General features: G+C 52.1%; 23 protein-coding genes and 1 pseudogene. All 24 read right to left on the bottom strand.

What is annotated here, in order from left to right; genetic code table 11:
* Positions 1–68 precede the first annotated feature (68 nt).
* The 24 genes and pseudogenes from DES54_RS10450 to mnmG all read right to left on the bottom strand — a co-directional run bounded on the left by DES54_RS10450 (position 69) and on the right by mnmG (position 26,322).
* On the bottom strand, positions 69–1,505 hold the full coding sequence (locus tag DES54_RS10450; RefSeq protein WP_113867134.1) for a M20 family metallopeptidase: 1,437 nt from the start codon (positions 1,503–1,505) through the stop codon (positions 69–71).
* A 166-nt stretch (positions 1,506–1,671) separates the two neighbouring features.
* The gene (locus tag DES54_RS10445) at positions 1,672–2,517 is read right to left on the bottom strand and encodes an ATP-binding cassette domain-containing protein (RefSeq protein WP_113867176.1); all 846 of its coding nucleotides are present in this window, start codon (positions 2,515–2,517) and stop codon (positions 1,672–1,674) included.
* 41 nt (positions 2,518–2,558) lie between these two features.
* Positions 2,559–3,548, bottom strand: coding sequence for an ABC transporter ATP-binding protein (locus DES54_RS10440; RefSeq protein ID WP_113867132.1), 990 nt, complete (start codon positions 3,546–3,548; stop codon positions 2,559–2,561).
* A 10-nt stretch (positions 3,549–3,558) separates the two neighbouring features.
* Positions 3,559–4,491 carry an ABC transporter permease gene (locus DES54_RS10435; RefSeq protein ID WP_113867130.1) on the bottom strand — a complete coding sequence of 311 codons (933 nt, stop codon included), beginning with the start codon at positions 4,489–4,491 and terminating at the stop codon, positions 3,559–3,561.
* A 9-nt stretch (positions 4,492–4,500) separates the two neighbouring features.
* On the bottom strand, positions 4,501–5,418 hold the full coding sequence (locus DES54_RS10430; RefSeq protein ID WP_113867128.1) for an ABC transporter permease: 918 nt from the start codon (positions 5,416–5,418) through the stop codon (positions 4,501–4,503).
* Between the two features lie 74 nt (positions 5,419–5,492).
* A complete protein-coding gene (locus DES54_RS10425) occupies positions 5,493–7,025 on the bottom strand; it encodes an ABC transporter substrate-binding protein (RefSeq protein ID WP_240634996.1) in 1,533 nt (510 codons plus the stop codon).
* Between the two features lie 618 nt (positions 7,026–7,643).
* Positions 7,644–8,393: a phosphate signaling complex protein PhoU gene (phoU, locus tag DES54_RS10420; protein ID WP_113867126.1), complete on the bottom strand. Its 750-nt coding sequence runs from the start codon at positions 8,391–8,393 to the stop codon at positions 7,644–7,646.
* Between the two features lie 12 nt (positions 8,394–8,405).
* Positions 8,406–9,182: a phosphate ABC transporter ATP-binding protein PstB gene (gene pstB, locus DES54_RS10415; protein ID WP_113867124.1), complete on the bottom strand. Its 777-nt coding sequence runs from the start codon at positions 9,180–9,182 to the stop codon at positions 8,406–8,408.
* 51 nt (positions 9,183–9,233) lie between these two features.
* Positions 9,234–10,121: a phosphate ABC transporter permease PstA gene (gene pstA, locus DES54_RS10410; RefSeq protein WP_113867122.1), complete on the bottom strand. Its 888-nt coding sequence runs from the start codon at positions 10,119–10,121 to the stop codon at positions 9,234–9,236.
* On the bottom strand, positions 10,121–11,080 hold the full coding sequence (pstC, locus tag DES54_RS10405; RefSeq protein WP_113867120.1) for a phosphate ABC transporter permease PstC: 960 nt from the start codon (positions 11,078–11,080) through the stop codon (positions 10,121–10,123). Before pstC ends, pstA begins: the two co-directional genes overlap by 1 nt.
* 148 nt (positions 11,081–11,228) lie before the next feature.
* Positions 11,229–12,269 carry a phosphate ABC transporter substrate-binding protein PstS gene (gene pstS / locus DES54_RS10400; protein WP_113867118.1) on the bottom strand — a complete coding sequence of 347 codons (1,041 nt, stop codon included), beginning with the start codon at positions 12,267–12,269 and terminating at the stop codon, positions 11,229–11,231.
* A gap of 234 nt (positions 12,270–12,503) precedes the next feature.
* Positions 12,504–14,336 (bottom strand): glutamine--fructose-6-phosphate transaminase (isomerizing), encoded by a 1,833-nt coding sequence (gene glmS / locus DES54_RS10395; RefSeq protein ID WP_113867116.1) that lies wholly within the window; start codon positions 14,334–14,336, stop codon positions 12,504–12,506.
* Positions 14,337–14,560: 224 nt separating this feature from the next.
* On the bottom strand, positions 14,561–15,931 hold the full coding sequence (gene glmU, locus DES54_RS10390; RefSeq protein WP_113867114.1) for a bifunctional UDP-N-acetylglucosamine diphosphorylase/glucosamine-1-phosphate N-acetyltransferase GlmU: 1,371 nt from the start codon (positions 15,929–15,931) through the stop codon (positions 14,561–14,563).
* A 290-nt stretch (positions 15,932–16,221) separates the two neighbouring features.
* Entirely contained in the window at positions 16,222–16,635 is a 414-nt protein-coding gene (locus tag DES54_RS10385; RefSeq protein ID WP_169050520.1) for a F0F1 ATP synthase subunit epsilon, read from the bottom strand.
* A 28-nt stretch (positions 16,636–16,663) separates the two neighbouring features.
* Entirely contained in the window at positions 16,664–18,046 is a 1,383-nt protein-coding gene (gene atpD, locus DES54_RS10380; protein ID WP_113867110.1) for a F0F1 ATP synthase subunit beta, read from the bottom strand.
* A 47-nt stretch (positions 18,047–18,093) separates the two neighbouring features.
* On the bottom strand, positions 18,094–18,957 hold the full coding sequence (gene atpG, locus DES54_RS10375) for a F0F1 ATP synthase subunit gamma (RefSeq protein ID WP_113867108.1): 864 nt from the start codon (positions 18,955–18,957) through the stop codon (positions 18,094–18,096).
* Positions 18,958–19,010: 53 nt separating this feature from the next.
* On the bottom strand, positions 19,011–20,552 hold the full coding sequence (atpA, locus tag DES54_RS10370; protein ID WP_113867105.1) for a F0F1 ATP synthase subunit alpha: 1,542 nt from the start codon (positions 20,550–20,552) through the stop codon (positions 19,011–19,013).
* A gap of 12 nt (positions 20,553–20,564) precedes the next feature.
* Positions 20,565–21,098 (bottom strand): F0F1 ATP synthase subunit delta, encoded by a 534-nt coding sequence (atpH, locus tag DES54_RS10365; RefSeq protein ID WP_113867103.1) that lies wholly within the window; start codon positions 21,096–21,098, stop codon positions 20,565–20,567.
* A gap of 14 nt (positions 21,099–21,112) precedes the next feature.
* A complete protein-coding gene (gene atpF, locus DES54_RS10360) occupies positions 21,113–21,583 on the bottom strand; it encodes a F0F1 ATP synthase subunit B (RefSeq protein WP_113867101.1) in 471 nt (156 codons plus the stop codon).
* A 64-nt stretch (positions 21,584–21,647) separates the two neighbouring features.
* The gene (atpE, locus tag DES54_RS10355) at positions 21,648–21,887 is read right to left on the bottom strand and encodes a F0F1 ATP synthase subunit C (protein ID WP_005976545.1); all 240 of its coding nucleotides are present in this window, start codon (positions 21,885–21,887) and stop codon (positions 21,648–21,650) included.
* Between the two features lie 49 nt (positions 21,888–21,936).
* The gene (atpB, locus tag DES54_RS10350; protein WP_113867099.1) at positions 21,937–22,716 is read right to left on the bottom strand and encodes a F0F1 ATP synthase subunit A; all 780 of its coding nucleotides are present in this window, start codon (positions 22,714–22,716) and stop codon (positions 21,937–21,939) included.
* A gap of 31 nt (positions 22,717–22,747) precedes the next feature.
* Positions 22,748–23,121: pseudogene (gene atpI, locus DES54_RS10345) on the bottom strand (F0F1 ATP synthase subunit I).
* A 611-nt stretch (positions 23,122–23,732) separates the two neighbouring features.
* Positions 23,733–24,353: a 16S rRNA (guanine(527)-N(7))-methyltransferase RsmG gene (gene rsmG, locus DES54_RS10340; protein WP_113867173.1), complete on the bottom strand. Its 621-nt coding sequence runs from the start codon at positions 24,351–24,353 to the stop codon at positions 23,733–23,735.
* 79 nt (positions 24,354–24,432) lie between these two features.
* Positions 24,433–26,322: a tRNA uridine-5-carboxymethylaminomethyl(34) synthesis enzyme MnmG gene (gene mnmG / locus DES54_RS10335; protein ID WP_113867097.1), complete on the bottom strand. Its 1,890-nt coding sequence runs from the start codon at positions 26,320–26,322 to the stop codon at positions 24,433–24,435.
* Between the last annotated feature and the right edge of the window lie 333 nt (positions 26,323–26,655).

The raw sequence follows: 26,655 nt of genomic DNA, 5'->3' as shown, positions 1-26,655 counted from the left end.
CTGGCTGAACTGGCCGGTACAATCGGGATGAGGCGACACCTCATCCCTTTAACTGGCATCGTGCCGATTTATAACGCGGTTACCGACGGCGATGCCTCCCGCTTTGAACGCACTTTGACGATATCTTTCCCTTGTTCCGCCAGATCCCAGAACAAGCCGGTCATGATTTTCAGCGACTCAAGCGTCATCTCCACCAGAATGTGTTCGTTCGGCGCATGCTGGGAGCAGGCGGGATAAGAGTGCGGCACCCACAGCGTCGGCAAACCCAGCGTTTCCGAAAAGCAGGCATTGGGCAGCCCGCCGCCAAAGTTCGGCAACACGGCGGCATTCGCGCCGACCGAACGCTTGATTGACATCACGCCCCAGGCCACCCACGGGTCATTGAGATCCAGCCGGGTCGCTTTGTAATGACTGGCATCGTTGACTATCTCGACATCCTCAAAACCGTTGGCATCAAGATGATGCCGGATATGCCGGGTAAAATTCGCCACGTCGCACCCCATGACATAACGCATATGACAATGCGCTTTCGCCTGCGGCGGAATGGCATGGGCCGGTTTATCCGGGTTGCCGGTAACGAACGCCAGGACATCCAGCGTATTCCAGGCATACACTTTCTCGGCGGCGGTCAGCCCCGGCTCGCCCCATTGAGCATCGATGACCGGGTCAGTCGCGCCGCCGCCCAGTTCAAGATCCGACAGCACCCGGCGCATATTGTCCGACAACGCGGGCGGACGCAGGCCAGGAACCAGGATGCGGCCATGCGCGTCCACCATGCTGGCGATGGCGTGCGCCAGCCGAATCCCCGGATTGCTCAACAGCCCGCCCCAGTTACCGGAATGATGCGCGCCTTCGCGTAAATTCAGTTGCAGTTCGAAGTTGAACACCCCGCGGGAACCGAGAAACAAGGTTGGCCGGGATGCGGAAACGCGCGGGCCATCAGAGGCAATAAACAGATCGGCGGCCAGCCAGTCACGGTATTGCTCACACACTTCATCCAGCCCCGGAGAACCATCCTCTTCGCCCATTTCCAGAATGATTTTCACGTTGTAGCCCAATTGACCGCCACGCGCTTTCAATACCTGCTCCAGCGCCGCCAGATTGATAGTATGCTGGCCTTTGTTGTCCGCCGTGCCGCGCCCGTACCAGCGGCTATCAGCCCTGACCATGTCCCAGGGCGATAACCCGGCGCGCCATTGCTCATCATAACCCCGCACCACATCACCGTGGCCGTAGGTCAACAGCGTCAATTCCGCCTGGGGTTCAATGCGGCGGGCCAATAAAAACGGACATCTTTCGTTAACCGGATTCTCCACCAGCAGGCATTCAAATGACAGGGCATGTAGCGCCGGGATCATCTCTTCCGTCAGATAAGACATCAGCAGCGGCCCGCTGTCGGCGTTCTGGCTTTCTGTACGGAATGCCACGCGGCGCGCCAGCGTCTGCTCGAATTTTCCTGAACCAAAATAGTCAACGGTTGCCTGAATCGTCTCTTCACGCGTCATCTTCAGTCTGTCCTCTTGTCTGGATATTCATGCGTCACGGCAATATTTTCGCGGCCAATACTTTCGGGCGTAATGCCGTATCTGTTTATTCGAATTCGGGCAAGCAAAGCCCCTCCCCGGCGCTCACCCAGGGATGTCATGCTGTTATTGAACGGTCGCTTATCGGTTAATGGCGTTCGATATCGGGGATCCCCAACCCCGGCTCTGGCGTCAACACGGAAGCCAGCAGCGATCGGGTATACGGATGCTGCGGTGAATGAAAAATCTGCTCACGCGTTCCCTGTTCGACAATCGCCCCTTTTTGCATCACCGCCACATGATCAACCAGATGCTCCACCACCGACAGGTTGTGGCTGATAAGCAGGTAAGTGAGGCCAAACTCCTGTTTAAGCTCAAGCAGCAAATTGAGGATCTGCGCCTGCACGGAAACATCCAATGCGGAAGTGGGTTCATCGCAAATGAGGATCTCAGGCCGCATAATCAGCGCTCTGGCAATCGCCACCCGCTGACGCTGACCGCCTGAAAGCTGGCCGGGATACTGACTGTGAGTACGGGCCGGCATGCCCACCACATCCAGCATCTCTTTGACGCGCGTTTTCCTTTCTTCGGGCGTGCCGATCTTGTGAAGATTCAACGCCACTTCCACAATATCGGAAACGGTTCGCCGCGGATTAAGGGACGAATAGGGGTCTTGAAAAATCGGCTGAATGCGAGATGACATGGCTTTGCGCTCGGTGATGTCAATCTCGCGTCCTTCGATCAGCACGTTGCCGGAGGTAGGCTCAAGCAGCCCCAGTAGCATTTTTGCCAGCGTACTCTTCCCGCAGCCTGATTCGCCCACCAGCCCCAGCGTTTCGCCGCGGCGCACACGCAACGAGACGTTATCCACGGCGCGGATTTCGCCCGCGCGGGTAAACAGACCGTGATTCAAACGGAACACCCTGGTGAGCGCGCACAATTCCAGCGCAATATTAACATTGCCCGGAATATGCGTCGGCAACGCGGCGGCCATCTGTTGATCATTACCGCCGGTTTGTTGATTCATTTGATTATTCATGCCACCTCCGCTTTCTTCAATGCCCGGACGCAACGCACTTCATGATCAGACGTCACCTGAACATACGGCGGGTTCTGATGACAGATATCGCTGCAATGCGCACAACGATTGCTGAATGCGCAGCCAGTTTGTACGCCGACCAGACTGGGCACCACACCGGGAATCGCTTTCAGCGGCTGACCCGGCACGGTTTTTCCTGCAACCGGAATACAATCAAGCAACGCGCGAGTATAGGGGTGCTGTGGCTGGTTAAATAGCTCCATCACCGGCGCCGTTTCCACAATCTGTCCGGCGTACATTACCGCCACCCGATCGGCGATACGCGCCACAACGCCCAGATCGTGAGTGATGAAAATTACGGCGGTGCCAAGCTCCTGCTGAAGCTCACGCAGCATACGCAGGATCTGCGCCTGAATCGTCACGTCCAGCGCGGTGGTGGGCTCATCGGCAATAATCAGATCCGGCTCGCACATCAGCGCCATAGCGATCATGATGCGCTGGCGCAAACCGCCGGAAAGCTGGTGAGGATATTGATTAAGCCGGGCGGACGCCATCGGAATGCCTACCCGCTCCATCAGATATACCGCCCGATCTCTGGCTTCGGCCTGCGATACCTTGCGGTGCGCCATCAGGGTTTCACAAAGCTGATTACCCAGGGTGAAAGAAGGGTTGAGGGAGGTCATCGGCTCCTGAAAAATCATTGACATTTGATCGCCGCGCAACGCGGTGATGTCACGTTTTTTCAGCGAAAGCAAATTCATTCCCTTGAAATGCATACTGTCCGCCGTGCGTACCGCTTTGCGCGGCAGCAAGTCCATCAACGCCAGCGAGGTCATGGATTTGCCGCAACCGGACTCTCCCACCAGACACAACATTTCACCCCGGCTTACCGTAAAATCAATGCCGCGCACCGTGTGCAACGTACCGCGCGACGTGGGCAGATCAACCCGCAGGTTTTTTACATCCAGCAGAATGTCATTCTTCATGGCCATTTCCTCAGTTACGTCCGTCCAGTGCGGTGATATCCCGCAGGCCATCGCCCACCAGATTGATCCCCAACACCACGACCGCCAGCACAATGCCGGGAATCAGAATTACCCAGGGTTGAAAGAACATGTAAGCCTTGCCTTCCGCTATCATCAGTCCCCATGACGGCATCGGCGGCTGAACCCCAAGCCCCAGGAAAGAGAGCGTCGCTTCCAGCAGAATGGCGTGCGCGATTTCCAGCGTCGCCACCACCGTCAACGGCCCGATCAGATTAGGCAGAATCTCCCGCAACATAATGAACAGCGACGAGGCGCCCAGCGTTCTGGCCGCCGCAATAAACTCGGCCTCACGTAGTTGACGCGTCACCGATCGCGAAACAATCAGAAAACGGTCCCACAGCAGTAAACCAAGCAGCAGAATAACCACCTTTACCGATCCGCCCACCAACGCCGCCGTCGCCAGCGCCACCAGAATCACCGGCATGGAGAGGCGAACCGTCAGGATATAGCTGACGACGGAATCCACCCGGCCGCCAAAATAGCCCGCCAGAATCCCCAGCGTGACGCCGATAAACCCGGAAACCACCACGGCAACCAACCCGATAATCATTGATACCCGCGCGCCGTATAGCAGGCGGCTCAGGTAGTCGCGTCCCAGTTTGTCGGTTCCCAACACATGCTCCCAGCTTCCTTTTTCATGCCATACCGGAGGGATCAAACGCTGGCTGACATCCTGCGCATAGGGATCGTGCGGGCTGATAAACGGCGCGAAGATCGCCGCCACGATAATCACGCCGATAATAATCAGGCCCAGCGTCATACTGTGATGTCCCAGTATGGTCTTCAGCCAGCGCCGCATTGGGGTTGGCTCAGGGGCCAATCCCGGTTCCGCCACCGGCGCTTTCGCCGCCAGTGTTGAAGAAAGAGATGATGACGATTTCATGGAAGCTCCTTATTGGGTACGTAAGCGCGGATCTAACGCCGCATTAAGGACATCCGCCAAAAATGTCAGCCCGATATAAAACACTGAGATAATCAATACGATGGCCTGAACTACCGGGAAATCATTGCGGGAGATGGAATCCCACGCCAGTTGTCCCAACCCTTGCAGCGCGAAGATGGATTCAATCACCACAGATCCGCCCAACATAAAACCCAGTTCAACCGTCGCCAGCGCCACCACAGGAATAATGGCGTTACGCAGACCGTGCTTCACAATCACGTTGAAGGTGCTCAGCCCCTTTGCCCGCGCGGTACGGATGTAATCCGAGCCCAGCACATCCAACATGCCGGAGCGCGTCAGGCGCATCAGGGACGGCATCGCGTAATAACCCAGCGCAATCGCCGGTAAGACAAAATTCTGCCAACTGCTGTTGCCTGCCACCGGCACCCATTTAAGCCCAACGGCAAAGATGAGGATCAGGATTAGGGCAAACCAGAAGTTCGGCATGGCCTGTCCGATCACCGAAATAAAAATGGATAACCGGTCAATCCAGGTATCGCGGAACACCGCCGCCAACACGCCAAGAGGAATGGCCACCACCAACGCCAGCAACAGGGACACCACGCCCAGCTTCAGCGTCACCGGCATTCTCTGCCCAACCAGTTCCATCACCGTGTTTTCAAAATAGAAGGAGCGCCCGAAATCGAGATGCAACGCCGACCACATCCAGTGCATAAACTGCGTGGTTAACGGCTGATCCAACCCATATTGCACCCGGATGCTTTCCACCACATCAGCCGTGGCGTCAGGCCCGGCAATGGCCGCCGCCAGATCGCCGGAAAGGTTCAAGAGAGAGAAACTGACTACGGCGACGGTAAACAGTACCGCCAGTGCAACCAGAAGCCGATGTAAAATATAGATAATCATGAACAGTTCCTCGTTCTCACCAAATGCTCGTGGGAACTGGGAATCAATGCGTGGATTGATTCCCCGTCAACGTGTTATTTCCAGCTAGCCAAGGCAAAACGCGGCAATTCATCCGGCCAACTGTCAAAGCTCAGGTCGGAGGTATAGGCGTAGTTGGTTGAGTAGGAAAACAGCGGCGCCAAATAAGCCTGGGATGAAATACGGCCCAGTACATCTGCGTATTGCGCGCTACGCGCTTTTGGATCGATGGTCTGATCGGCTTTTTCCAGCATGCTGGTCACTTCGGCGTCTTTCCAGATATCGTCGCCGGCGCCGCCAAAGTAAGGCGTGACGAACGCGGACGCATCATTGATGGAATAAGAGCCCCAGGTACGAATTCCCATCGGCGCTTTGCCGGAAATCAGATCGGCGGACATCACCTGATACTGAACATAGTGCAGACGGGCACGAATACCGACCTTGCGCAAGTCGCCGATGATCGCTTCCGCATAATCACGCTCACGGTAAGCCCAGATATCCGTGTCAAAGCCGTTGGGGTAGCCCGCTTCCGCCAGCAACTGTTTGGCTTTTTCCGGGTTGTAGTCATACTTGATGACCTTGCTGGTGTTACAGGCGGTCTGCGCCTGGAAGCAGGCGGAATACACCGGCTGACTGCCGCCACGCACCAGATTATCGACAATACCCTTACGGTTGATGGCGTAGTTAATCGCCTGGCGCACGCGCAGATCTTTCAGCGGTTCGCCTTCAGGACCATTGGCATTGATGTTTAGCGCCAGGAAACCCACGCGCATGGTTTCGCCGCTGTTCACCGTAATATTCGGCATCGCTTCCAGTGAAGACATCTGATCCGAGGATACCCGCCAGATCCAGTCGACCTGACCGGTCATCAACTGCGCCAACCGGGTTTCCGGATCGCGGATGACCTCAAATTTCAGCTTACCGATTTTGGGCTGTCCGAGTGGACTGTCCTTAAAGTAATCCGGGTTCTTTTCCATCATCACGCCTTGTGCCGGCGTCACGCTGGTGATTTTGTAAGGCCCTGTACCGATAGGCGCTTTGCTGAAACCAGCCAGTTTGACCTTCTCGAAATATTTGGCGGGGAGGATAGGCGTTGGACCGGACAAATATTCCAGCGCTGCCGGGAACGGCTTTTTAAGATGCAGTTTTACCGTATAATCATCCACCTTTTCGGTTTCTTTTATCCAGTTAACGCTCTGCGGCATCACGGAACCGGTATTATCACCGGCAATATTGGTAAACGTATAAACCACATCATCCGCGGTAAAATCGTCGCCATTATGGAATTTGATGCCTTTACGCAAACGCAACACCAGAATTTCCGGCGAATCCCATTCCCAACCGGCCGCCAGTTGAGGTTCATATTCACCCGTTTTGGGATCGCGATAGATCAGACGGTCCCACACCAGGTTGGAAAGAATGACGCCCTCACGCAATGTATTGTGGTAAGGGCTAACATTTTCCACCTCGTTATCCGAGGCATAAACCAACGTATCATCCTGTTTTCCCGCATAGCTGTGTGAGGCGAAACCTATCAATAATGCGGATAAAGTATATTTCTTTATCAGTCTTGCCAGGGAACGAGTCATGCTATTCTCCATACCATCAATGAAAAAATAAAATAGCGATACCCCATCACCCAAAGTGCATTAAGCCAGCCATTGTGCGCCCCGGAACGCCTGGGGAGGCATGATTTAAGCCGCTACGCCTGCAATATGAAAGATGAAGGGTAAATGATGAATCTTCACTTGGTATTCATTGCAAGACTGAAGCCAACCACCGGTTTATATCCTTACTAATTTTAGGTGAGAGCTTTCTAAAAAGTAGAAACCGCAGACGTGGCGTGCTTTATTTTTGAATCCTACGCCGCGATAAATGAAAAATTTCATTTTTTGTTATAAGTTTTTCTTTTTTCCGCGGTACGCTAATAGTGCATTTGGTGTTCATATTGCACTATGGAAAAGCAAGACAGGATAATTGCACGGTAAAATATCGAATCCATTAAATATAAAAATAAATTATATTCAGGTGTGAAAAATGGCGTAGAAAGAGAAGGAAAGGGAATACTATTTTTCATTCACCAGATAAGAGAATGAAAGATAGCATCTATTTATTTTACCTCGGCTTAATTATCTAAAATGAAGCGCTAAAAAAAGGGAAAACGCCCGGCAAGCGGCGCGTTTTCCAGAATAAACAACCGGCGTAGATTACTCTGTGTCTTTCGCATCCTGAGCATCTTGCGCGTCTTTCTCAATCAACAGTTTTTCCAGCGCGTCGCCACCCAGATGGCGGAAATCCTGTCCTTTGACGAAATAGAAGATAAATTCGCAGATATTCTGGCAACGGTCGCCAATACGCTCAATGGACCGGGCGCAGAATAACGCCGTCAGCACGCTTGGAATGGTACGCGAGTCTTCCATCATGTAAGTCATAAGTTGACGAACAATGCCTTCGTACTCTTTATCGACCTTTTTATCTTCGCGATAAATACGCACCGCTTCATCCAGATCCATACGGGCAAACGCGTCCAATACGTCATGCAGCATTTGCACGGTATGGCGTCCCAGCGATTCCAGACTGACCAGCAACGGCTGGTGCTGATGGGAGAATTTCTCTAGCGCGGTGCGGCAGATTTTATCCGCCACATCACCCATACGTTCCAGTTCGGAAATTGTCTTGATGATCGCCATGACCAGACGCAAGTCGCTGGCGGTGGGCTGACGTTTGGCGATAATGCGCACGCAGGCTTCATCAATCGCGACCTCCATCATGTTAACCTTGGCGTCGGCTTCCACCACCCGCTGAGCCAGTTCCTCATCCTGATTATGCATCGCGGTGATGGCATCGGTCAGTTGTTGCTCCACCAGCCCGCCCATCGTTAACACCTGAGTGCGGATATGCTCCAGTTCGGCATTAAACTGACCGGAAATATGTTTGTTCAGATTCAGATTATCCATGATGCTTCCTAATCAACCGTAACGGCCAGTGATGTAATCTTCGGTCTGTTTCTGCCGCGGTGCGGTGAACAGAGTGTCGGTATCGCTGAATTCGATCAGTTCGCCCAGATACATAAACGCAGTATGGTCTGAGCAACGCGCCGCCTGCTGCATATTGTGGGTGACAATAACCACGGTGTAATCTTTCTTCAGTTCGGAAATCAGTTCTTCGATTCTGCCAGTGGAAATCGGATCGAGCGCGGAACAGGGTTCGTCCAGCAACAGCACATCCGGGCGAATCGCGATGCCGCGCGCAATACACAGACGCTGCTGTTGACCGCCGGACAAGCTGTAGCCGCTCTGGTGCAGCTTATCTTTGGTTTCGTGCCACAATGCCGCTTTGGTCAGCGCCCACTGCACCCGTTTATCCATATCGGCGCGGGATAGCTTTTCAAACAACCGCACGCCAAACGCAATATTGTCGTAAATCGACATGGGGAACGGCGTCGGTTTCTGGAAAACCATACCGACCTTGGCACGCAGCAATGCGATATCCTGCTTATCCGTCAGGATGTTATTGCCATCCAGTAAAATATCGCCTTCGGCGCGTTGTTCCGGGTAAAGCTGATACATTTTATTCAACGTACGCAGCAGCGTGGACTTCCCACAGCCGGAAGGACCGATAAACGCCGTAACCTGATTGGCGGCAATATCCAGCGTAATGTCTTTTAACGCGTGGAACTTGCCATAATAGAAGTTCAGATTGCGGACCTGGATTTTGCTGGTGGATGTCTTTGTCGCCATACTCATCAAGACTTCTCTCTTTTACACCGGCGCTGCCTGGCAACGCCTTGAATTTATTTAATGTTTCTTAGCGGAAAAAATAACGCGCGCCAAAATATTCAACAATAGAACACACATCGTGATCAGCAGCACGCCCGCCCAGGCCAACTGTTGCCATTCGATAAACGGACTCATGGCAAATTTGAAGATAGTAACCGGCAAGTTAGCGATTGGGTGCATCAGATCCGTGCTCCAGAACTGATTCGATAGCGAAGTGAACAACAGCGGGGCGGTTTCTCCCGCAATACGCGCTATCGCCAGCAAAATCCCGGTCATGATGCCGGATATCGAGGCTTTTAACGTAATGGCGGAAATCATTTTCCACTTTGGCGTACCCAATGCGTAAGCGGCTTCACGCAGGCTATCGGGTATCAGCTTGAGCATATTTTCCGTGGTGCGGATCACAATCGGCACCTGCAACAACGCCAGCGCGATTACCCCGGCCCAGCCGGAAAAATGCTGCATTTTCGCCACCACCAACGTATAGACGAAAAGCCCGACCACAATTGACGGCGCTGAGAGCAGAATATCGTTAATAAAACGGATAACTTCGGCAACCCAGGATTTACGGCCATATTCCGCCAGATAGATACCCGCCATAATGCCAAGCGGGGTTCCCAACAGCGTTGCCCACAGGATCAGCAGCCCGCTGCCGACAATGGCATTGGCCAATCCGCCGCCGGGGGTATTGGGCGGCGGCGTCATTTCTGTAAATAACGCCAGCGACATCCCATCCACCCCTTTGGTAATGGTTGAGAACAAGATCCACACCAGCCAAAACAGACCAAAAAGCATAGTGATCATGGATAAACATAAAGCGATACGGTTCTTATTACGCCGCCAGGCCTGCATCTTGTGTCTTGAACGCGCCAGCGCCGCTTCTTGTTCCATACTTAACGCCGCCATCAGCTTGCTCCCTCATTCTTTGTCAGACGCATGATCATCAGTTTTGAACACGCCAGGACAATAAAGGTAATCACAAACAGGATCAGTCCCAACTCCATCAGCGCCGCAGTATGCAGGCCGGACTCGGCTTCGGCGAACTCATTAGCCAATGCCGAGGTGATACTGTTGCCAGGCATATACAGCGATACGCTATCCAACTGGTAGGTGTTGCCGATAATGAAGGTCACCGCCATGGTTTCCCCCAAAGCACGCCCCAGCCCCAGCATAATGCCGCCAATCACCCCATTTTTGGTATAAGGCAGAACAATGTGCCAAATCACTTCCCAGGTAGTGCAGCCGATACCGTAGGCGGACTCTTTCATCATCACCGGGGTTTGTTCAAACACATCACGCATTACGGCGGCGATGTACGGAATTATCATGATGGCCAGAATCACGCCGGCCGCCAGAATACCGATACCAAAGGCCGGGCCGGAGAATAACGTGCCCACAATCGGAATGCCCGACAGCACATTACCCACCGGCTGCTGAAAATATTTGGCGAATAATGGCGCGAAAATGAACAAGCCCCACATACCGTAAACAATACTTGGGATCGCGGCCAGCAGTTCAATCGCCACCCCCAGCGGACGCTTCAGCCAGTTGGGTGCCAGTTCGGTTAGAAACAGCGCGATCCCGAAACTGATCGGAATGGCGATAATCAGCGCAATCAGCGAGGTAACAATGGTGCCGTAAATAGGCACCAACGCGCCGAATTGTTCGGCTGGCGCATCCCAGTCCTTAGTCCACAGAAAAGCAAAACCAAACTTTTCGATGCTGGGCCAGGACGCCACAATCAGGGAAACAATAATGCCCCCAAGCAACAACAGCGTAATCAACGCAGCCAGTTTAACCAGCGCGCCAAAAATGATATCGCCATGTTTCCCTGGGGCTTTGATAGTTGGCTTGTACTCAGCCATGCGTCTCTCTTCTCGATATTAACTGCATTTGATAATACAAGAGTTGTTTAAGGCGAAGAGGTGATAATCACCTCTTCGCCTTGATACAACCTTTAACCTTTCTGCGAATGTCTCTGCGGTACAACGCAAGCCATTTCGCAGAAATATTTTAATAGAGCGGCTTACCGCTGCTGTCTTTTATCTGAGTTTTCCATGCGGCGCGAATCTGCTCAACAACTTCATTGGGCAACGTAGCATAATCCAGCGCTGTAGCTTGATCGCCGCCTTTATTGTAAGCCCAATCAAAGAACTTTAGCACTTCAGTACCCTGCTCGGCTTTGGGCTGATCTTTCTGTATCAGAATAAACGTGGTGGAACTAATAGGCCAGGCGTCATCGCCTTTCTGGTTAGTCAGATCCTGAGCGAAAGACTGGCTCCAGTCTGCGCCTTTAGCCGCATTACTGAAACTTTCACCGGTCGGGCTGACGACTTTACCATCAGCAGACATCAGTTTGGTATATGCCAGATTGTTCTGCTTGGCGTAAGCGTACTCAACATAGCCGATAGAACCCGGCAGACGCTGTACGAACGCGGCAATACCGTCATTTCCCTTACCACCCAGACCGGTCGGCCAGTTTACGGTGGAGCCTGAACCGATTTTTTCTTTCCATTCAGGATTCACTTTCGCCAGATAGCTGGTAAACACGAAAGAGGTGCCGGAACCATCCGCACGGCGCACCACGGCAATATCCTGATCCGGCAGTTTGGCATTCGGATTCAATTTGGTGATAGCCGGATCATTCCATTTTTTGATTTTGCCCAGGTAGATATCACCCAGCGTTTTGCCATCCAGCGTCAAATCGCCTGATTTGATACCCGGAATGTTTACCGCCAGCACCACGCCGCCAATAACGGTCGGGAACTGGAACAGACCATCCTGGGCCAATTTTTCGTCAGATAATGGCGCATCAGACGCACCAAAATCAACGGTTTTGGCAATAATTTGTTTTACACCACCTGAAGATCCAATCCCTTGGTAGTTAACTTTATTCCCCGTCTCTTTTTGATAGGAATCAGCCCACTTAGCATAGACTGGCGCAGGAAATGTCGCACCAGCGCCAGTGAGGTTGGTGGCAGCAAAAGCGGAAACCGCTGTCAGAGAAAAACTTGCCGCAACGATACTGGCAATAGTGGTACGCATCAGTTTCATAATCCCTCCCATGGGATACTGGAAATGTAGACCCAGAGTCGTTATTAATCAGAGTGTAGTTTGCAGAAGGAAAAATAGGTCAATTGAGTGACAGTAAAATGTCGATAATGTTACGGTTTTATGACGATAACAACGTGAGAGGAGGAGTTCTGAAAGTACGCTCATCAAAAAGCATGAATGAAGGTAAACGATGATATGCAATATTTACCTTCATTTTTAGTCAACGCTTACTGATTACTCAACCGTCACCGACTTGGCCAGATTACGCGGCTGATCGACGTCCGTACCTTTGATCAGCGCCACATGGTAAGCCAGCAACTGTAGCGGCACGGTGTAGAAAATCGGCGCAATCACCTCTTCAATGTGCGGCAGCGGAATAATCTTCATGTTCTCGCTGCTGGTGAAACCCGCATCTTCGTCGGCAAACACATAGAGCTCGCCGCCGCGTGCCCGGACTTCTTCAATATTGGATTTCAGTTTTTCCAGCAACTCATTGTTGGGCGCCACCACCACCACCGGCATATCCGCATCAATCAACGCCAGCGGACCGTGCTTCAGTTCACCCGCAGCATAGGCCTCCGCATGGATATAGGAGATTTCTTTCAGCTTCAACGCCCCTTCCATTGCGATAGGATACTGATCGCCACGCCCCAGAAACAGCGCATGATGCTTATCAGAGAAACCTTCAGCCAGCGACTCGATGAGCTTATCCTGCGACAGCATTTGCTCGATTCGCGCAGGCAGCGCCTGCAAACCGTGTACGATATCCTGCTCTGTCTTCGCATCCATACCACGCAGACGGCCAATACGCGCCACCAGCATCAGCAGAACGGTGAGTTGCGTCGTGAAGGCTTTGGTGGAGGCCACGCCGATTTCCACCCCGGCCTTGGTCATCAGCGACAGATCGGATTCACGCACCAGCGAGGAGCCGGCAACATTACAAATAGCCAGTGAGCCCAGATATCCCAGTTCCTTGGATAAACGCAGCGCAGCCAACGTATCCGCTGTTTCACCGGACTGAGACAGGGTAATCATCAGGCTGTTTTGTCGTACCGCCGGTTGGCGATAGCGAAATTCGGAGGCGATTTCCACATCACACGGCACGCCCGCCAGCGCTTCAAACCAGTAACGGGCCACCATACCGGAATTGTAAGACGTACCGCAGGCGATAATCTGAACATGCTGCACATTCGCCAATAGTTGATCCGCTTGCGGCCCTAATTCAGAAAGATTGACCTCGCCGTGACTGAAACGCCCTTCAAGGGTGTTTTTGATAGCCATCGGCTGCTCATAGATCTCTTTCTGCATGTAATGCCGGTAAGCCCCTTTGTCACCGGCATCGTAATTGACTTTCGATTCAATTTCTTCGCGCACGGCAAGCTGGCCGGATTTATCAAATACGCGAACGTCACGACGCGTGATTTCCGCCACGTCGCCCTCTTCCAGAAACATAAAACGGCGGGTAACCGGCAACAGCGCCAGTTGGTCGGAAGCAATAAAGTTTTCCCCCATGCCGCGACCGATAACCAGCGGACTACCAGAACGCGCGGCAACCAGTACGCCTGGGTCACGGCTATCCAACACCACCATGCCATACGCGCCGCGCAATTGAGGGATCACGCGTTTAACCACCTCGACCAGCGAACCACCGCTTTGTTTTTGTTCATAATGAACCAGATGGGCAACCACTTCGGTATCCGTTTCTGACACAAAGCGGTAACCCCGTTCAATCATCAGTTCACGCAACGGTTCGTGGTTTTCAATAATCCCGTTATGAACGATGATAATGTTTTCAGAAACATGGGGATGCGCATTGACCTCTGAGGGTTCACCGTGCGTTGCCCATCGGGTATGGGCAATCCCGGTGCCGCCCTTCAGCGCATGCTTTTCGGCGGCCTGAGCCAGAATCTGAACCTTTCCCAAACGCCGCAAGCGAGAAACCTGCCCTTCACCGTCCACCACCGCCAGCCCCGCTGAATCATAACCACGGTATTCAAGGCGGCGTAAACCTTCCAACAAAATTTCTGCGATATCACGTTGCGCGACTGCGCCTACAATTCCACACATCGATTGTATTCCTATAAAAGTGACATATTGTGTCACCAGAGATGTCTTAGACCTGATTGTTCCGGTTTTTCCGGGTTCCCCGAGCCTTGTAGAGAGTTGGGGATTATTATGTTTTGCCGTGCGCTTTTGACCGATCATCAAAACACAGGGCAAAACAGCCTCCGCCGTCGGCGAAGGCGAAGGCGAAGGCGAAGGCGAAGGCGAAGGCGAAGGCGAAAACCGGATTATCTCTTCTTCACTGGCCGCCGCCAGCCCGCTTTTTGGTTCTGCTCTTTACGGTTATAGACGAGCTCCGCGCCGTTTACATCTTTCATCACCGTCGTGCCAGCGGCGATAGTGGCGCCTGCCGCCACCGTAACCGGCGCCACCAATTGCGTATCCGAGCCCACAAACACATCGTCGCCGATGATCGTTTTATGTTTGTTGGCGCCATCATAGTTACAGGTAATGGTTCCCGCGCCGATATTCACGCCAGCCCCAATCTCCGCATCGCCCAGATAGCTGAGGTGGCCCGCTTTTGAACCCTTGCCCAGACGCGCCTTTTTCAGTTCCACGAAATTGCCGACATGCGCGCCTTGCGCCAGTTCAGCCCCCGGACGCAGACGAGCGAACGGTCCCACCGTACACTCAGCCTCCAGCACCGCGTCTTCCAGTACTGAGTATGGGCTGATTTCGCAATCATCACCAATAATCGCGTTCCTGATGACGCAGCCCGAGCCGATTTTTACCCGGTCGCCAAGCTGAACACGGCCTTCCAGCACCACATTGACGTCAATGATAACATCACGGCCATACGTCAATTCACCACGCAGATCAAAACGATGCGGATCAAGCAGCATAACGCCCGCCAACAGCAGTTGCTGTGCCTGTTCAAGTTGATAAACACACTCCAGCGCCGACAACTGCAAGCGGTTATTCACCCCTTCAACTTCACTTAAACGATCGGGATGCACCGTTTCAATCCTGTTGCCTTCCGCTGCGGCCATGGCAATGATATCGGTAATGTAATACTCGCCTTGCGCATTGTCGTTATTCAACCGGCTTAACCAGCGCTTCAAATCTTTGCCGTTGGCGACCAGAATGCCGGTATTGATTTCATTAATCCGGCGCTGCTCTTCGTTGGCGTCTTTATGTTCAACAATCCCCACCACCGCACCGTTCTCACGCACGATACGGCCATAACCGGCGGGATCATCCAGCTTTACCGTCAGTAAGCCAATTCCCCCTTGCGGTTTCGCCTGTAATAAACGGTTCAGCGTTGAGGGAGAAATTAGCGGCACATCGCCGTACAGCATCAGAATATCTTCATCATCGGCAAAATAGGGCGCGGCCTGTTGCATAGCATGCCCCGTCCCCAACTGTTCTGCCTGCAATACCCAGTTCAGTGCCGGATCGCGCAGTTCACGCTTCAACAAATCGCCGCCGTGCCCATAAACCATATGAACATGCTGCGCACCGGTTGTCATCGCGGCGTCAATCACATGCTGCACCATCGGTTTACCCGCTAACGGGTGCAAAACTTTAGGAAGATCGGAATACATGCGAGTTCCTTTACCAGCGGCAAGGATAACCACACTCATAGCGCTATTCGACATAAGCATCCTGACAAATACGGGTTGGCGGACAATCAAAAGAGGTGAGCAAAACAATAATCTGAGTGTACCGAAACTTGTACTGAAAGCAGACAGTTTTTCATGGTTTTTTTCTGAAAGGCAATGTTTAAAAATAGCGGGATAAAACGGCTGGATCCATCCAGCAAACTGAACATAAACATTGTTGACTGGAGAGCTTGCGGGGTTGCTGACGACGCCAATAAAAGCGCATGAATGCAAAAAGGCCAGTGGGTATAAACCCACTGGCCTTTATTTTATAACACGCTTATCTGTTACATCGCTTTTCTGGTCAGTTCGATAACGCGCAGTTTGGCAATCGCTTTGGTCAACTCAGCAGAAGCCTGAGCATAATCCACATCGCCATGCGAACTTCGAATATGCTCTTCTGCCTTACGTTTCGCTTCCAGCGAGCGCGCTTCATCCAGATCCTGCCCACGGATAGCGGTATCTGACAGTACGGTCACCATATTCGGCTGCACTTCAAGAACGCCGCCGGAAAGGTAGATATACTCTTCTTCACCGTGCTGTTTAACGATACGAACCATACCGGGCTTAATGGCAGTGAGCAGAGGGGCATGTCCCGGATAAATACCCAGTTCGCCTTCGCTCCCCGTCACCTGGATTTTCTGCACCAGACCGGAGAACATTTGCTGTTCCGCACTAACGACATCCAGATGGTAAGTCATAGCAGCCATATCACCCTCCTACAAGGCGTTACAGTTTCTTAGCTTTTTCCACTGCTTCTTCAATGGAACCAACCATATAGAACGCCTGCTCTGGCAGATGGTCGTATTCGCCGTCCATGATACCTTTAAAGCCGCGGATGGTATCTTTCAGGGATACGTATTTACCCGGTGAACCGGTAAACACTTCCGCCACGAAGAACGGCTGCGACAGGAAGCGCTGGATCTTACGCGCACGGGATACGACCAGTTTGTCATCCTCAGACAGTTCGTCCATACCCAAAATCGCAATGATATCTTTCAGTTCCTGATAACGTTGCAGAATAGACTGCACGCCACGGGCGACATCATAGTGTTCTTGCCCCACAACCAGCGGATCAAGCTGACGGCTGGTGGAATCCAGCGGGTCAACCGCCGGGTAAATACCCAGAGAGGCGATCTGACGGCTCAGTACCACAGTCGCATCCAGGTGGGCGAAGGTGGTGGCCGGCGATGGGTCGGTCAAGTCATCCGCAGGAACGTAAACGGCCTGAACGGAAGTGATAGAACCGGTTTTGGTGGAAGTGATACGTTCTTGCAGCACGCCCATCTCTTCCGCCAGCGTCGGCTGATAACCTACCGCTGAAGGCATACGACCCAACAGGGCGGAGACTTCCGTACCGGCCAGGGTGTAACGATAGATGTTATCGACGAACAGCAGTACGTCACGGCCTTCATCACGGAATTTTTCCGCCATAGTCAGCCCGGTCAGCGCCACGCGCAGACGGTTACCCGGCGGCTCGTTCATCTGACCATAGACCAGCGATACTTTATCGATAACGTTGGAATCGGTCATTTCGTGGTAGAAGTCGTTACCTTCACGGGTACGCTCGCCCACGCCGGCGAATACGGAGTAACCGGAGTGCTCGATCGCGATGTTACGGATCAACTCCATCATGTTTACCGTTTTACCCACGCCGGCGCCGCCGAACAGACCGACTTTACCGCCTTTGGCGAACGGACACATCAGGTCGATAACCTTGATGCCGGTCTCCAGCAGTTCCTGTGAGCTTGACAGTTCTTCATAGGTCGGCGCCGCGCGGTGAATCGCCCAACGCTCTTCTTCGCCGATATCGCCTTTCATGTCGACCGGTTCGCCCAGTACGTTCATGATGCGACCCAGTGTTGCCTTGCCAACCGGTACTTCAATCGGGTGTCCCAGGTTAGCGACATCCAACCCACGACGCAGACCGTCGGAAGACCCCATTGCGATACAGCGAACAACGCCGCCGCCCAACTGCTGCTCTACTTCCAGCACCAATTTTTCAGCGCCGTTCTTTACCTCAAGCGCATCGTACACTTTCGGTACGGCATCTTGCGGGAACTCGACGTCCACCACGGCGCCGATTACCTGGATAATCTTTCCAGTAGCCATCTTGAATCCTCTACGTAATTCGACAATACGTAATTCGTAAACCTGCTTTAAACCGCGGAGGCTCCCCCGACGATTTCGGTGAGTTCCTGAGTGATACTGGCCTGACGAGCTTTGTTGTAGACCAACTGCAACTCTTTGATCAGGCTACCGCCGTTGTCGGTCGCGGCTTTCATCGCCACCATTCGCGCAGCCTGTTCACTGGCCAGGTTTTCTACGACGCCCTGATAAACCTGAGATTCCACATAACGGCGCAACAGGGTATCCAGCAGCGACTTGGGATCGGGCTCATACAGGTAATCCCAGGCTTTTTTCTTCAACTCACCATCGTCCGCGGGCGGTAACGGTAATAGCTGAACAATAAGCGGTTCCTGAGACATGGTATTGATGAACTTGTTGCTCACGACATACAGTTTGTCCAGACGACCTTCATCGTAGGCTTGCAGCATAACTTTCACCGGACCGATCAATTCCGACACGGAAGGGTTATCCCCCATGCCGGTGACCTGAGCAACAATGTTGCCGCCTACTGAACCGAAAAAGGAAACCGCTTTGGAGCCAATCAGCGCTAAATCGGTTTCAACGCCTTTTTCGCTCCAGGTTTTCATATCAGCCAGCAGCTTTTTAAACAGGTTAATGTTCAAACCACCGCACAGGCCACGGTCAGTAGACACCACCAGATACCCAACGCGCTTAACGTCACGCTCTTCCAGGTACGGGTGTTTATATTCCAGATTTCCCAACGCAAGGTGACCGATCACGTTGCGAATGGTTTCCGCATAAGGACGGCTGGCCGCCATACGATCCTGCGATTTACGCATTTTGGAAGCGGCGACCATTTCCATCGCTTTAGTGATCTTCTGCGTGTTCTGGACGCTTGCGATCTTACTACGTATCTCTTTTGCGCCAGCCATCTTTTGCTTCTCCTCAATGCCTTGCGGCCTGCTTTACAGCAGGCCGCCGGGCCTTACCAGGACTGTGTTGCCTTAAAGGTATCGAGGATGGATTTGAATTTACCCTCGATCTCATCGTTATAAGCGCCAGTCTGGTCGATTTGTTGCAGAAGTTCGCCATGCTCACGGTCTGCATAAGCCAGCAGCGCCGCTTCAAAACCACCGACTTTCGCCAGTTCGACGTCTTCCAGATAACCTCGTTCCGCCGCAAACAGAACCAGAGACTGCCGCGCAACCGACATCGGCGCATACTGTTTCTGTTTCAACAATTCGGTCACTTTCTGACCGTGGCTTAACTGTTTGCGCGTTGCATCATCCAGATCGGATGCAAACTGAGAAAACGCGGCCAGTTCACGATACTGCGCCAATGCGGTACGGATACCGCCGGACAGTTTTTTCATGATCTTGGTCTGTGCCGCGCCGCCTACTCGGGATACGGAGATCCCTGGGTTAACCGCGGGACGGATACCGGCGTTAAACAGGTTGGATTCCAGGAAGATCTGACCATCGGTAATGGAAATAACGTTGGTCGGAACGAACGCGGAAACATCGCCCGCCTGCGTTTCAATGATTGGCAGCGCAGTGAGAGAACCGGTTTTCCCTTTCACTTCACCCTTGGTGAATGCTTCAACGTATTCGACGTTTACACGCGCCGCACGTTCCAGCAAACGGGAGTGAAGATAGAAAACGTCGCCCGGATAAGCTTCACGACCTGGCGGACGACGCAGCAACAGGGAAATCTGACGATATGCGACAGCTTGTTTGGACAGATCATCATAAATGATCAGCGCATCTTCACCACGGTCGCGGAAGTACTCGCCCATCGCGCAACCGGCATACGGCGCCAGATATTGCAGCGCGGCGGATTCAGACGCGGTAGCAACCACCACAATGGTATTTTCCAGCGCGCCATGCTCTTCCAGTTTACGCACCACGTTGGAAATGGTGGAGGCTTTCTGGCCGATAGCAACGTAGACGCACTTAATGCCGGAATCACGCTGATTGATGATGGCATCGATAGCCAATGCGGTTTTACCGGTTTGACGGTCGCCGATGATCAACTCACGCTGACCACGACCGATCGGGATCATGGCATCGACGGACTTGTAACCCGTCTGTACCGGCTGATCGACTGACTGACGCTCGATAACGCCAGGGGCAATCGTTTCAACAGCGGAGAAACCATCGTGCTCCAGCGGGCCTTTACCATCAATTGGCGCGCCCAGCGTATTCACAACGCGCCCCAGCAGACCGCGGCCAACCGGCACTTCAAGAATACGGCCAGTACATTTTACCTTCATGCCTTCGGCCAGGTCGGTATACGGCCCCATGACCACCGCACCCACAGAGTCACGCTCCAGGTTTAGTGCGATCGCATAACGGTTGCCCGGCAGAGAAATCATCTCACCCTGCATCACTTCGGCAAGACCGTGAGCGCGGATGATACCGTCGCTGACGGAAACAATAGTACCTTCATTGTGAGCTTCGCTCACTACATTGAACTGAGCAATGCGCTGCTTGATCAGTTCGCTGATTTCGGTGGAATTCAGTTGCATGCTCCAGTCCCCTTAAGACTGCAAGACGTCTGCCAGACGTTCCAGACGACCGCGAATGCTGCCATCTATCACCATATCGCCCGCGCGGATAACCACGCCGGCCATGACAGACTTATCAATTTTGCAATTCAGCTTCACTTTGCGTGACAGACGTTGTTCCATTGCAGCCGCTATCTTCGATAACTGCTGCTCACTCAACGTGCTGGCGGAAATGACGTCGACATCAACCGTCGATTCCTGTGCCGCCCGCAGTTGAATAAATTGTTCCAGTACTTCGGGAAGCACCAGTAAACGTCCGTTCTCGGCCATCACCTTAATCAGGTTCTGACCGGCTTCATCAAGTTGATCACCACAAACGGCAATGAACGTTTTGGCCAGTTCGAGCGGCGCTACCGCACCGGAAAGCAACTCGGCCATCTGCTCGTTGCGCGTTACTTCAGCCGTAAACGCCAGCATGGTCTGCCAGCGATCAATCGCCTGGTTCTCAACCGCAAAGTCAAAAGCTGCTTTGGCGTAGGGGCGAGCTACCGTGACAAATTCAGACATCAGCCCCTCCCTCCTTACAGTTCAGCGACCAGTTTATCAACGATGTCGCTGTTGGCAGCTTCATCCACGGAACGTTCAATAATTTTCTCGGCACCGGCAATAGCCAACATGGCGACTTGCTTACGCAACTCTTCACGCGCACGTTTACGTTCGGCCTCAATTTCAGCCTGCGCTTGCGCCACAATCTTGTTACGTTCAGCTTCCGCTTCCGCTTTCGCTTCATCCAGGATCTGAGCACGGCGTTTGTTGGCCTGCTCAATGATAACCTGTGCATCCGCTTTGGCTTTTTTCAGTTGGTCTGTCGCATTGGCCTGCGCTAAGTTCAAATCTTTTTTGGCACGTTCGGCAGAAGCCAGACCGTCAGCAATTTCTTTCTGACGCTTCTCGATGGCAGCCATAATTGGCGGCCATACATACTTCATGCAGAACCAGACAAACAGGACGAACGCAATGGCTTGGCCGAGGATTGTTGCATTAATATTCACAGCACAATGCCTCTTTCAAAGTTAAATAAGTTGATGTTTCAACCCCAGCAGAAAACATTTCCGCTTAGGCCACCGCAAACATCACATACAGGCCCAGACCAACAGCAATCATCGGGATGGCGTCAACCAGACCCATGACGATAAAGAACTGTGTACGCAGCAGAGGAATCAGGTCAGGCTGACGAGCAGCGCCTTCCAAGAATTTACCACCCAGAATGCCGATACCGATCGCAGCACCGATTGCCGCCAAACCCATCATCAAAGCGGCAGCCATGTACAGCAGATCCACACTCAGGTTTTCCATGACAGTCTCCAGTTTGTTTCAGTTAAAACGTTATTGTGTTGAAAGAAAATTAATGCTCTTCAGATGCCATCGAGAGATAAACAACCGTCAGAACCATAAAGATAAAAGCCTGAAGCGTAATAATCAGAATGTGGAAAATGGCCCAGGGCACATTCAACAACCATTGCGACCACCACGGCAACAAGCCGGCAATCAGGATGAAGATCAACTCACCCGCATACATGTTGCCAAACAGTCGCAAACCAAGAGAAACCGGTTTGGACAGCAGGCTGACACCTTCAAGAATCAGGTTAATAGGAATAAAGACTGGATGATTGAACGGTTGCATGGTCAGTTCTTTTACAAAACCGCCAACACCTTTCATTTTGATGCTATAGAACAGAACGAGGGCGAAAACGCCAAGCGCCATGGACAGCGTAATGTTCACGTCGGCGGAAGGCACCACGCGCAAAGCAGGCAATCCCAGAACGTGCTCACCGAGATAAGGCAAGAAATCGATGGGCAACAGATCCATCAGGTTCATCAGGAAGACCCAGACGAAAATGGTCAGCGCCAGCGGAGCGATCAGTTTGCTTTTGCCATGGAACATATCGCGCACATTGCTATCGACAAAGCCGACAATCAGTTCAACCGCCGTTTGCAATTTGCCCGGCACACCGCTGGTCGCATTCTTCGCCACCCGACGGAAAATAACCAGAAAGAGGATCCCAAGCGCGACAGAGAAAAACATCGAATCGATGTTGATCGACCAGAATCCCGTTCCCACCTGCAAATGCGTCAGGTGATGACCGATATACTCTTGCGGAGTAGAGATTTCCCCAGCAGCCATGATGTCTCTTACCCTTTTGTTGTTAATTACGTTAACGATTAATTACGATCGGCGCCGCTATCTGCATAACCAGCACCGATAAATAAGTCAGGCCAAGCGGAAAAAAGCCGCTTTGAATACGCCCAGCGCCATCACCAACAAGGCTATGGCGATCAATACCTTGAGCGCCTCACCGATAGCAAATGACCAGGCGACGCGGCCATCAGCAGGTTTATGCGATTGATGACGAAAGGCAAACAGCACAAACAAAACATTCGGCAACCAGGCAGCCAATCCCCCACCTAACGCGGAAGCGCCAGCCTCAATGCTGTTAACGCTAAAAACAACGCTCAACAGAATAAAAGTGGCTAACTGCAACAACAGCAGCTTCAATGCCGTTTTTCCGCTGTAAAGGGACACAGACATGACGTTTGCTCTCTCCGTACCTTCCAGAGGTATGCTGAATGACGTATCAAACTGCCTTTACACCACCGCGTCAAGCAGCAAAAAACGAGCAAATTATACGGGTCATGCCTGCGAATTCAATCGATAAGTAGCCAAAAGGTGAACAATTATTTAAATTTCTTTCTGAAGCCTTATTTTCACTAACTATCTTCTTCGTACCCGTATGGCTATCAGGCCCTGAATATGTGATTTGACTCACATAACAAGATGCCGAACTATTTATAACCCATCACGTTTTTTCTTGTCTTTAGCAAAAAAAGTTATTTATTTTATTTAATTTCAATGAATTATAAAAAAACACAACAAAAACACCTGATAAACCGAGTTTCAACCTTCTATTGACATTAGTAATATTATTTTTTTACTCAGTTAACAAAAAAGTCCGGCTAATTTGGCAATGTAGATTTATTTTCACCCGGTACTATCAGTACGGATAGTAACTCTTTCACCAGAAAAAATCCTGATATGTAAAAATCAGGTAACCGCTAATGATCGATACGCTCATCTCTATTTCGTATATGAATTAATGCCGGTAAGGTTCATTAGTTATAATTTTTTGATAAAAAACAAAATTAGTTTGGTTTAAGTACCACCAAATGGCGCTCGCCTTCCAGTTCCGGCACTGACAAACGGACCACCCGCTCCAACTCGATGCCTGTTGGCAGAACGGACAGTTCATCCTCAGGAAGCATTCCTTTTAGCGCATAAAAACGCCCGTTAGGTCTGGCCGGCAAATGATGGCACCACTCCACCATATCCTGCAAAGAAGCGAAAGCGCGGCTGATCACGCCATCAAAAGGGGGCTCGGCTTCAAACGCCTCTACCCGGTTTTGTACCAGCGTAATATTTTCAAGCTGCAATTCATGCTGCGCCTGACGCAAAAAGCGGATGCGTTTTCCCAGACTGTCGAGCAGCGTAAAGTGCGATGCAGGGCGTATAATCGCCAGAGGAACGCCAGGCAAGCCGGGACCGGTACCCACATCAATAAAGCGCTGCCCCTGCAAATAGGGTTCGACCACGATACTGTCCATGATATGGCGGACAAGCATTTGTTCCGGGTCGCGAACGGAAGTCAGATTGTAGGCCTTGTTCCATTTATTCAGCATTTCAACATACTGTATCAGCAGTTTTTTTTGCTTATCTGAGATGACAATGCCAGCACGGTTCAGCAGATTATCGAGTGTGTTGCGCACAATAAGATCCCGGAAATATTCATCTAATACGGCGATCAGCCGACTTACCGGCTGATCGGAGAGATAAGTGTACGTCAAATCAGGCGCTGCGACGCAGCAACCCTTGTTTTTTCAGCCATACCAGCAGAATAGAGATCGCAGCAGGCGTGATCCCTGAAATACGCGATGCCTGACCGATGGAAGCGGGTTTGTGATCGTTCAGTTTGGCGATCACTTCATTGGACAGGCCGTTTACCTGACGATAATCCAGATCGGCGGGCAGAATCGTATTTTCATTGCGTAGCTGCTTTTCGATTTCGTCCTGCTGACGCGCGATATAACCTTCGTATTTAACCTGGATTTCAACCTGTTCCGCAGCCTGCTCATCCGCCAGTGCCGGTGCAAACAACGGCAGACTGGTCAGCAGGCCGTAATCCACTTCAGGACGACGCAGCAGATCTTCCCCATTTGATTCACGAGACAAGGGCGTTTTCAGCAGGGAATTGACCTGATCCCGTTGTTCCGATTGCGGATGTACCCGGATATCACGTAACCGCTGACGTTCTTTCTCTATGTTTTCAAGCTTCTCATTAAAACGCGCCCAACGATAATCGTCCACCATGCCCAACTCGCGACCCATCTCCGTCAGACGCAGATCGGCGTTATCTTCACGCAGCATCAGGCGATATTCAGCGCGTGAGGTAAACATGCGATAAGGTTCTTTTGTTCCCAGCGTGCAGAGATCGTCGACCAGTACACCCAGATAGGCCTGATCGCGACGAGGCGACCAGCTTTCCTGCCCAAAAGCCAGACGCGCTGCATTAAGCCCCGCCAGCATGCCCTGAGCCGCCGCTTCCTCGTAACCAGTTGTTCCGTTGATCTGACCGGCGAAAAACAGTCCGTGGATAAATTTGTTTTCCAGTGTCGGTTTTAAATCACGCGGATCAAAGAAATCGTACTCAATGGCATAACCGGGACGAACAATCCGCGCATTCTCCATGCCGCTCATCGAACGAACGATCTGCCATTGCACATCGAACGGCAAACTGGTTGAAATGCCGTTTGGATAGATTTCGTTGCTGGTCAGCCCTTCCGGTTCCAGAAAGATCTGATGCGCATTACGATCGGCGAAACGCATCACCTTATCTTCGATCGACGGGCAATAGCGTGGGCCGATCCCTTCAATGATCCCGGCATACATGGGGCTGCGATCCAGGTTATTACGGATAACCTCATGCGTTTTTTCATTGGTGTGCGTGATATAGCACGGCAATTGCGCCGGATGTTGGCTGGCATCGCCCACGAAAGAGAAGACCGGCATGGGGTTATCGCCATGCTGCTGAGTCAATACGCTGAAATTAATGGTTCTGGCGTCAATACGCGGCGGCGTACCGGTTTTAAGCCGATTGACCCGTAAAGGCAATTCACGCAGACGGCGCGCCAGAGGAATGGAGGGCGGATCGCCAGCGCGTCCACCGCTGTAATTATCCAGACCGATATGAATTTTTCCGTCGAGGAAAGTACCGACGGTTAACACGACGGCGCCGGCGCGGAATTTCAATCCCATCTGGGTAACTGCGCCGACAACACGATCGTTTTCGACAATCAGATCGTCCACCGCTTGCTGGAAGATCATCAGGTTGGGTTGGTTCTCCAGCGCGGTTCGGATCGCCTGACGATACAATACGCGATCCGCCTGGGCGCGTGTCGCTCTGACCGCAGGACCTTTGCTGCTGTTTAGTATCCTAAACTGAATGCCTGCCTGATCGACAGCGCTGGCCATCAGCCCTCCCATGGCATCGATCTCTTTAACCAGATGACCTTTCCCTATGCCGCCAACCGCCGGGTTACAAGACATTTGTCCCAGCGTATCAATGCTATGCGTAAGTAAAAGGGTTTTGCGTCCCATTCGGGCTGAAGCCATTGCTGCTTCGGTTCCCGCATGACCGCCACCGATCACGATGACGTCAAATGGATCTGGATAAAACATGGTACTGCTCCTCGCATTGTTGCGAATGATTAGCGGCGAATGATCTTTGCTTGTCAGGGGTGGGGATTCTACTCAACTTTGCTTAAACGACCAAGCGTGTTGGATCGTCGTTAATTAAAGAAAGATCTTTTTATTTAAAGATCTCTTTATTAGATCTTTTATTAGGATCGCCATGATCTGTGGATAAGCAATTATTCCCTTTTTGGATCAATGGATTATCCGGGATCACTAGCTGTGTATGATCGGTGATCCCGCAACGTATAAGCTGGGATCTTAATGGTTGGTTATACACAGGCCAATGAATACTCATGGGTTGTTATTCGGATAACTACT

The sequence above is a fragment of the Brenneria salicis ATCC 15712 = DSM 30166 genome (assembly GCF_003315515.1).
In the GTDB taxonomy this organism is placed as follows: Bacteria; Pseudomonadota; Gammaproteobacteria; order Enterobacterales; family Enterobacteriaceae; genus Brenneria; species Brenneria salicis.
This window is presented reverse-complemented; position numbering and strand designations above follow the sequence as displayed.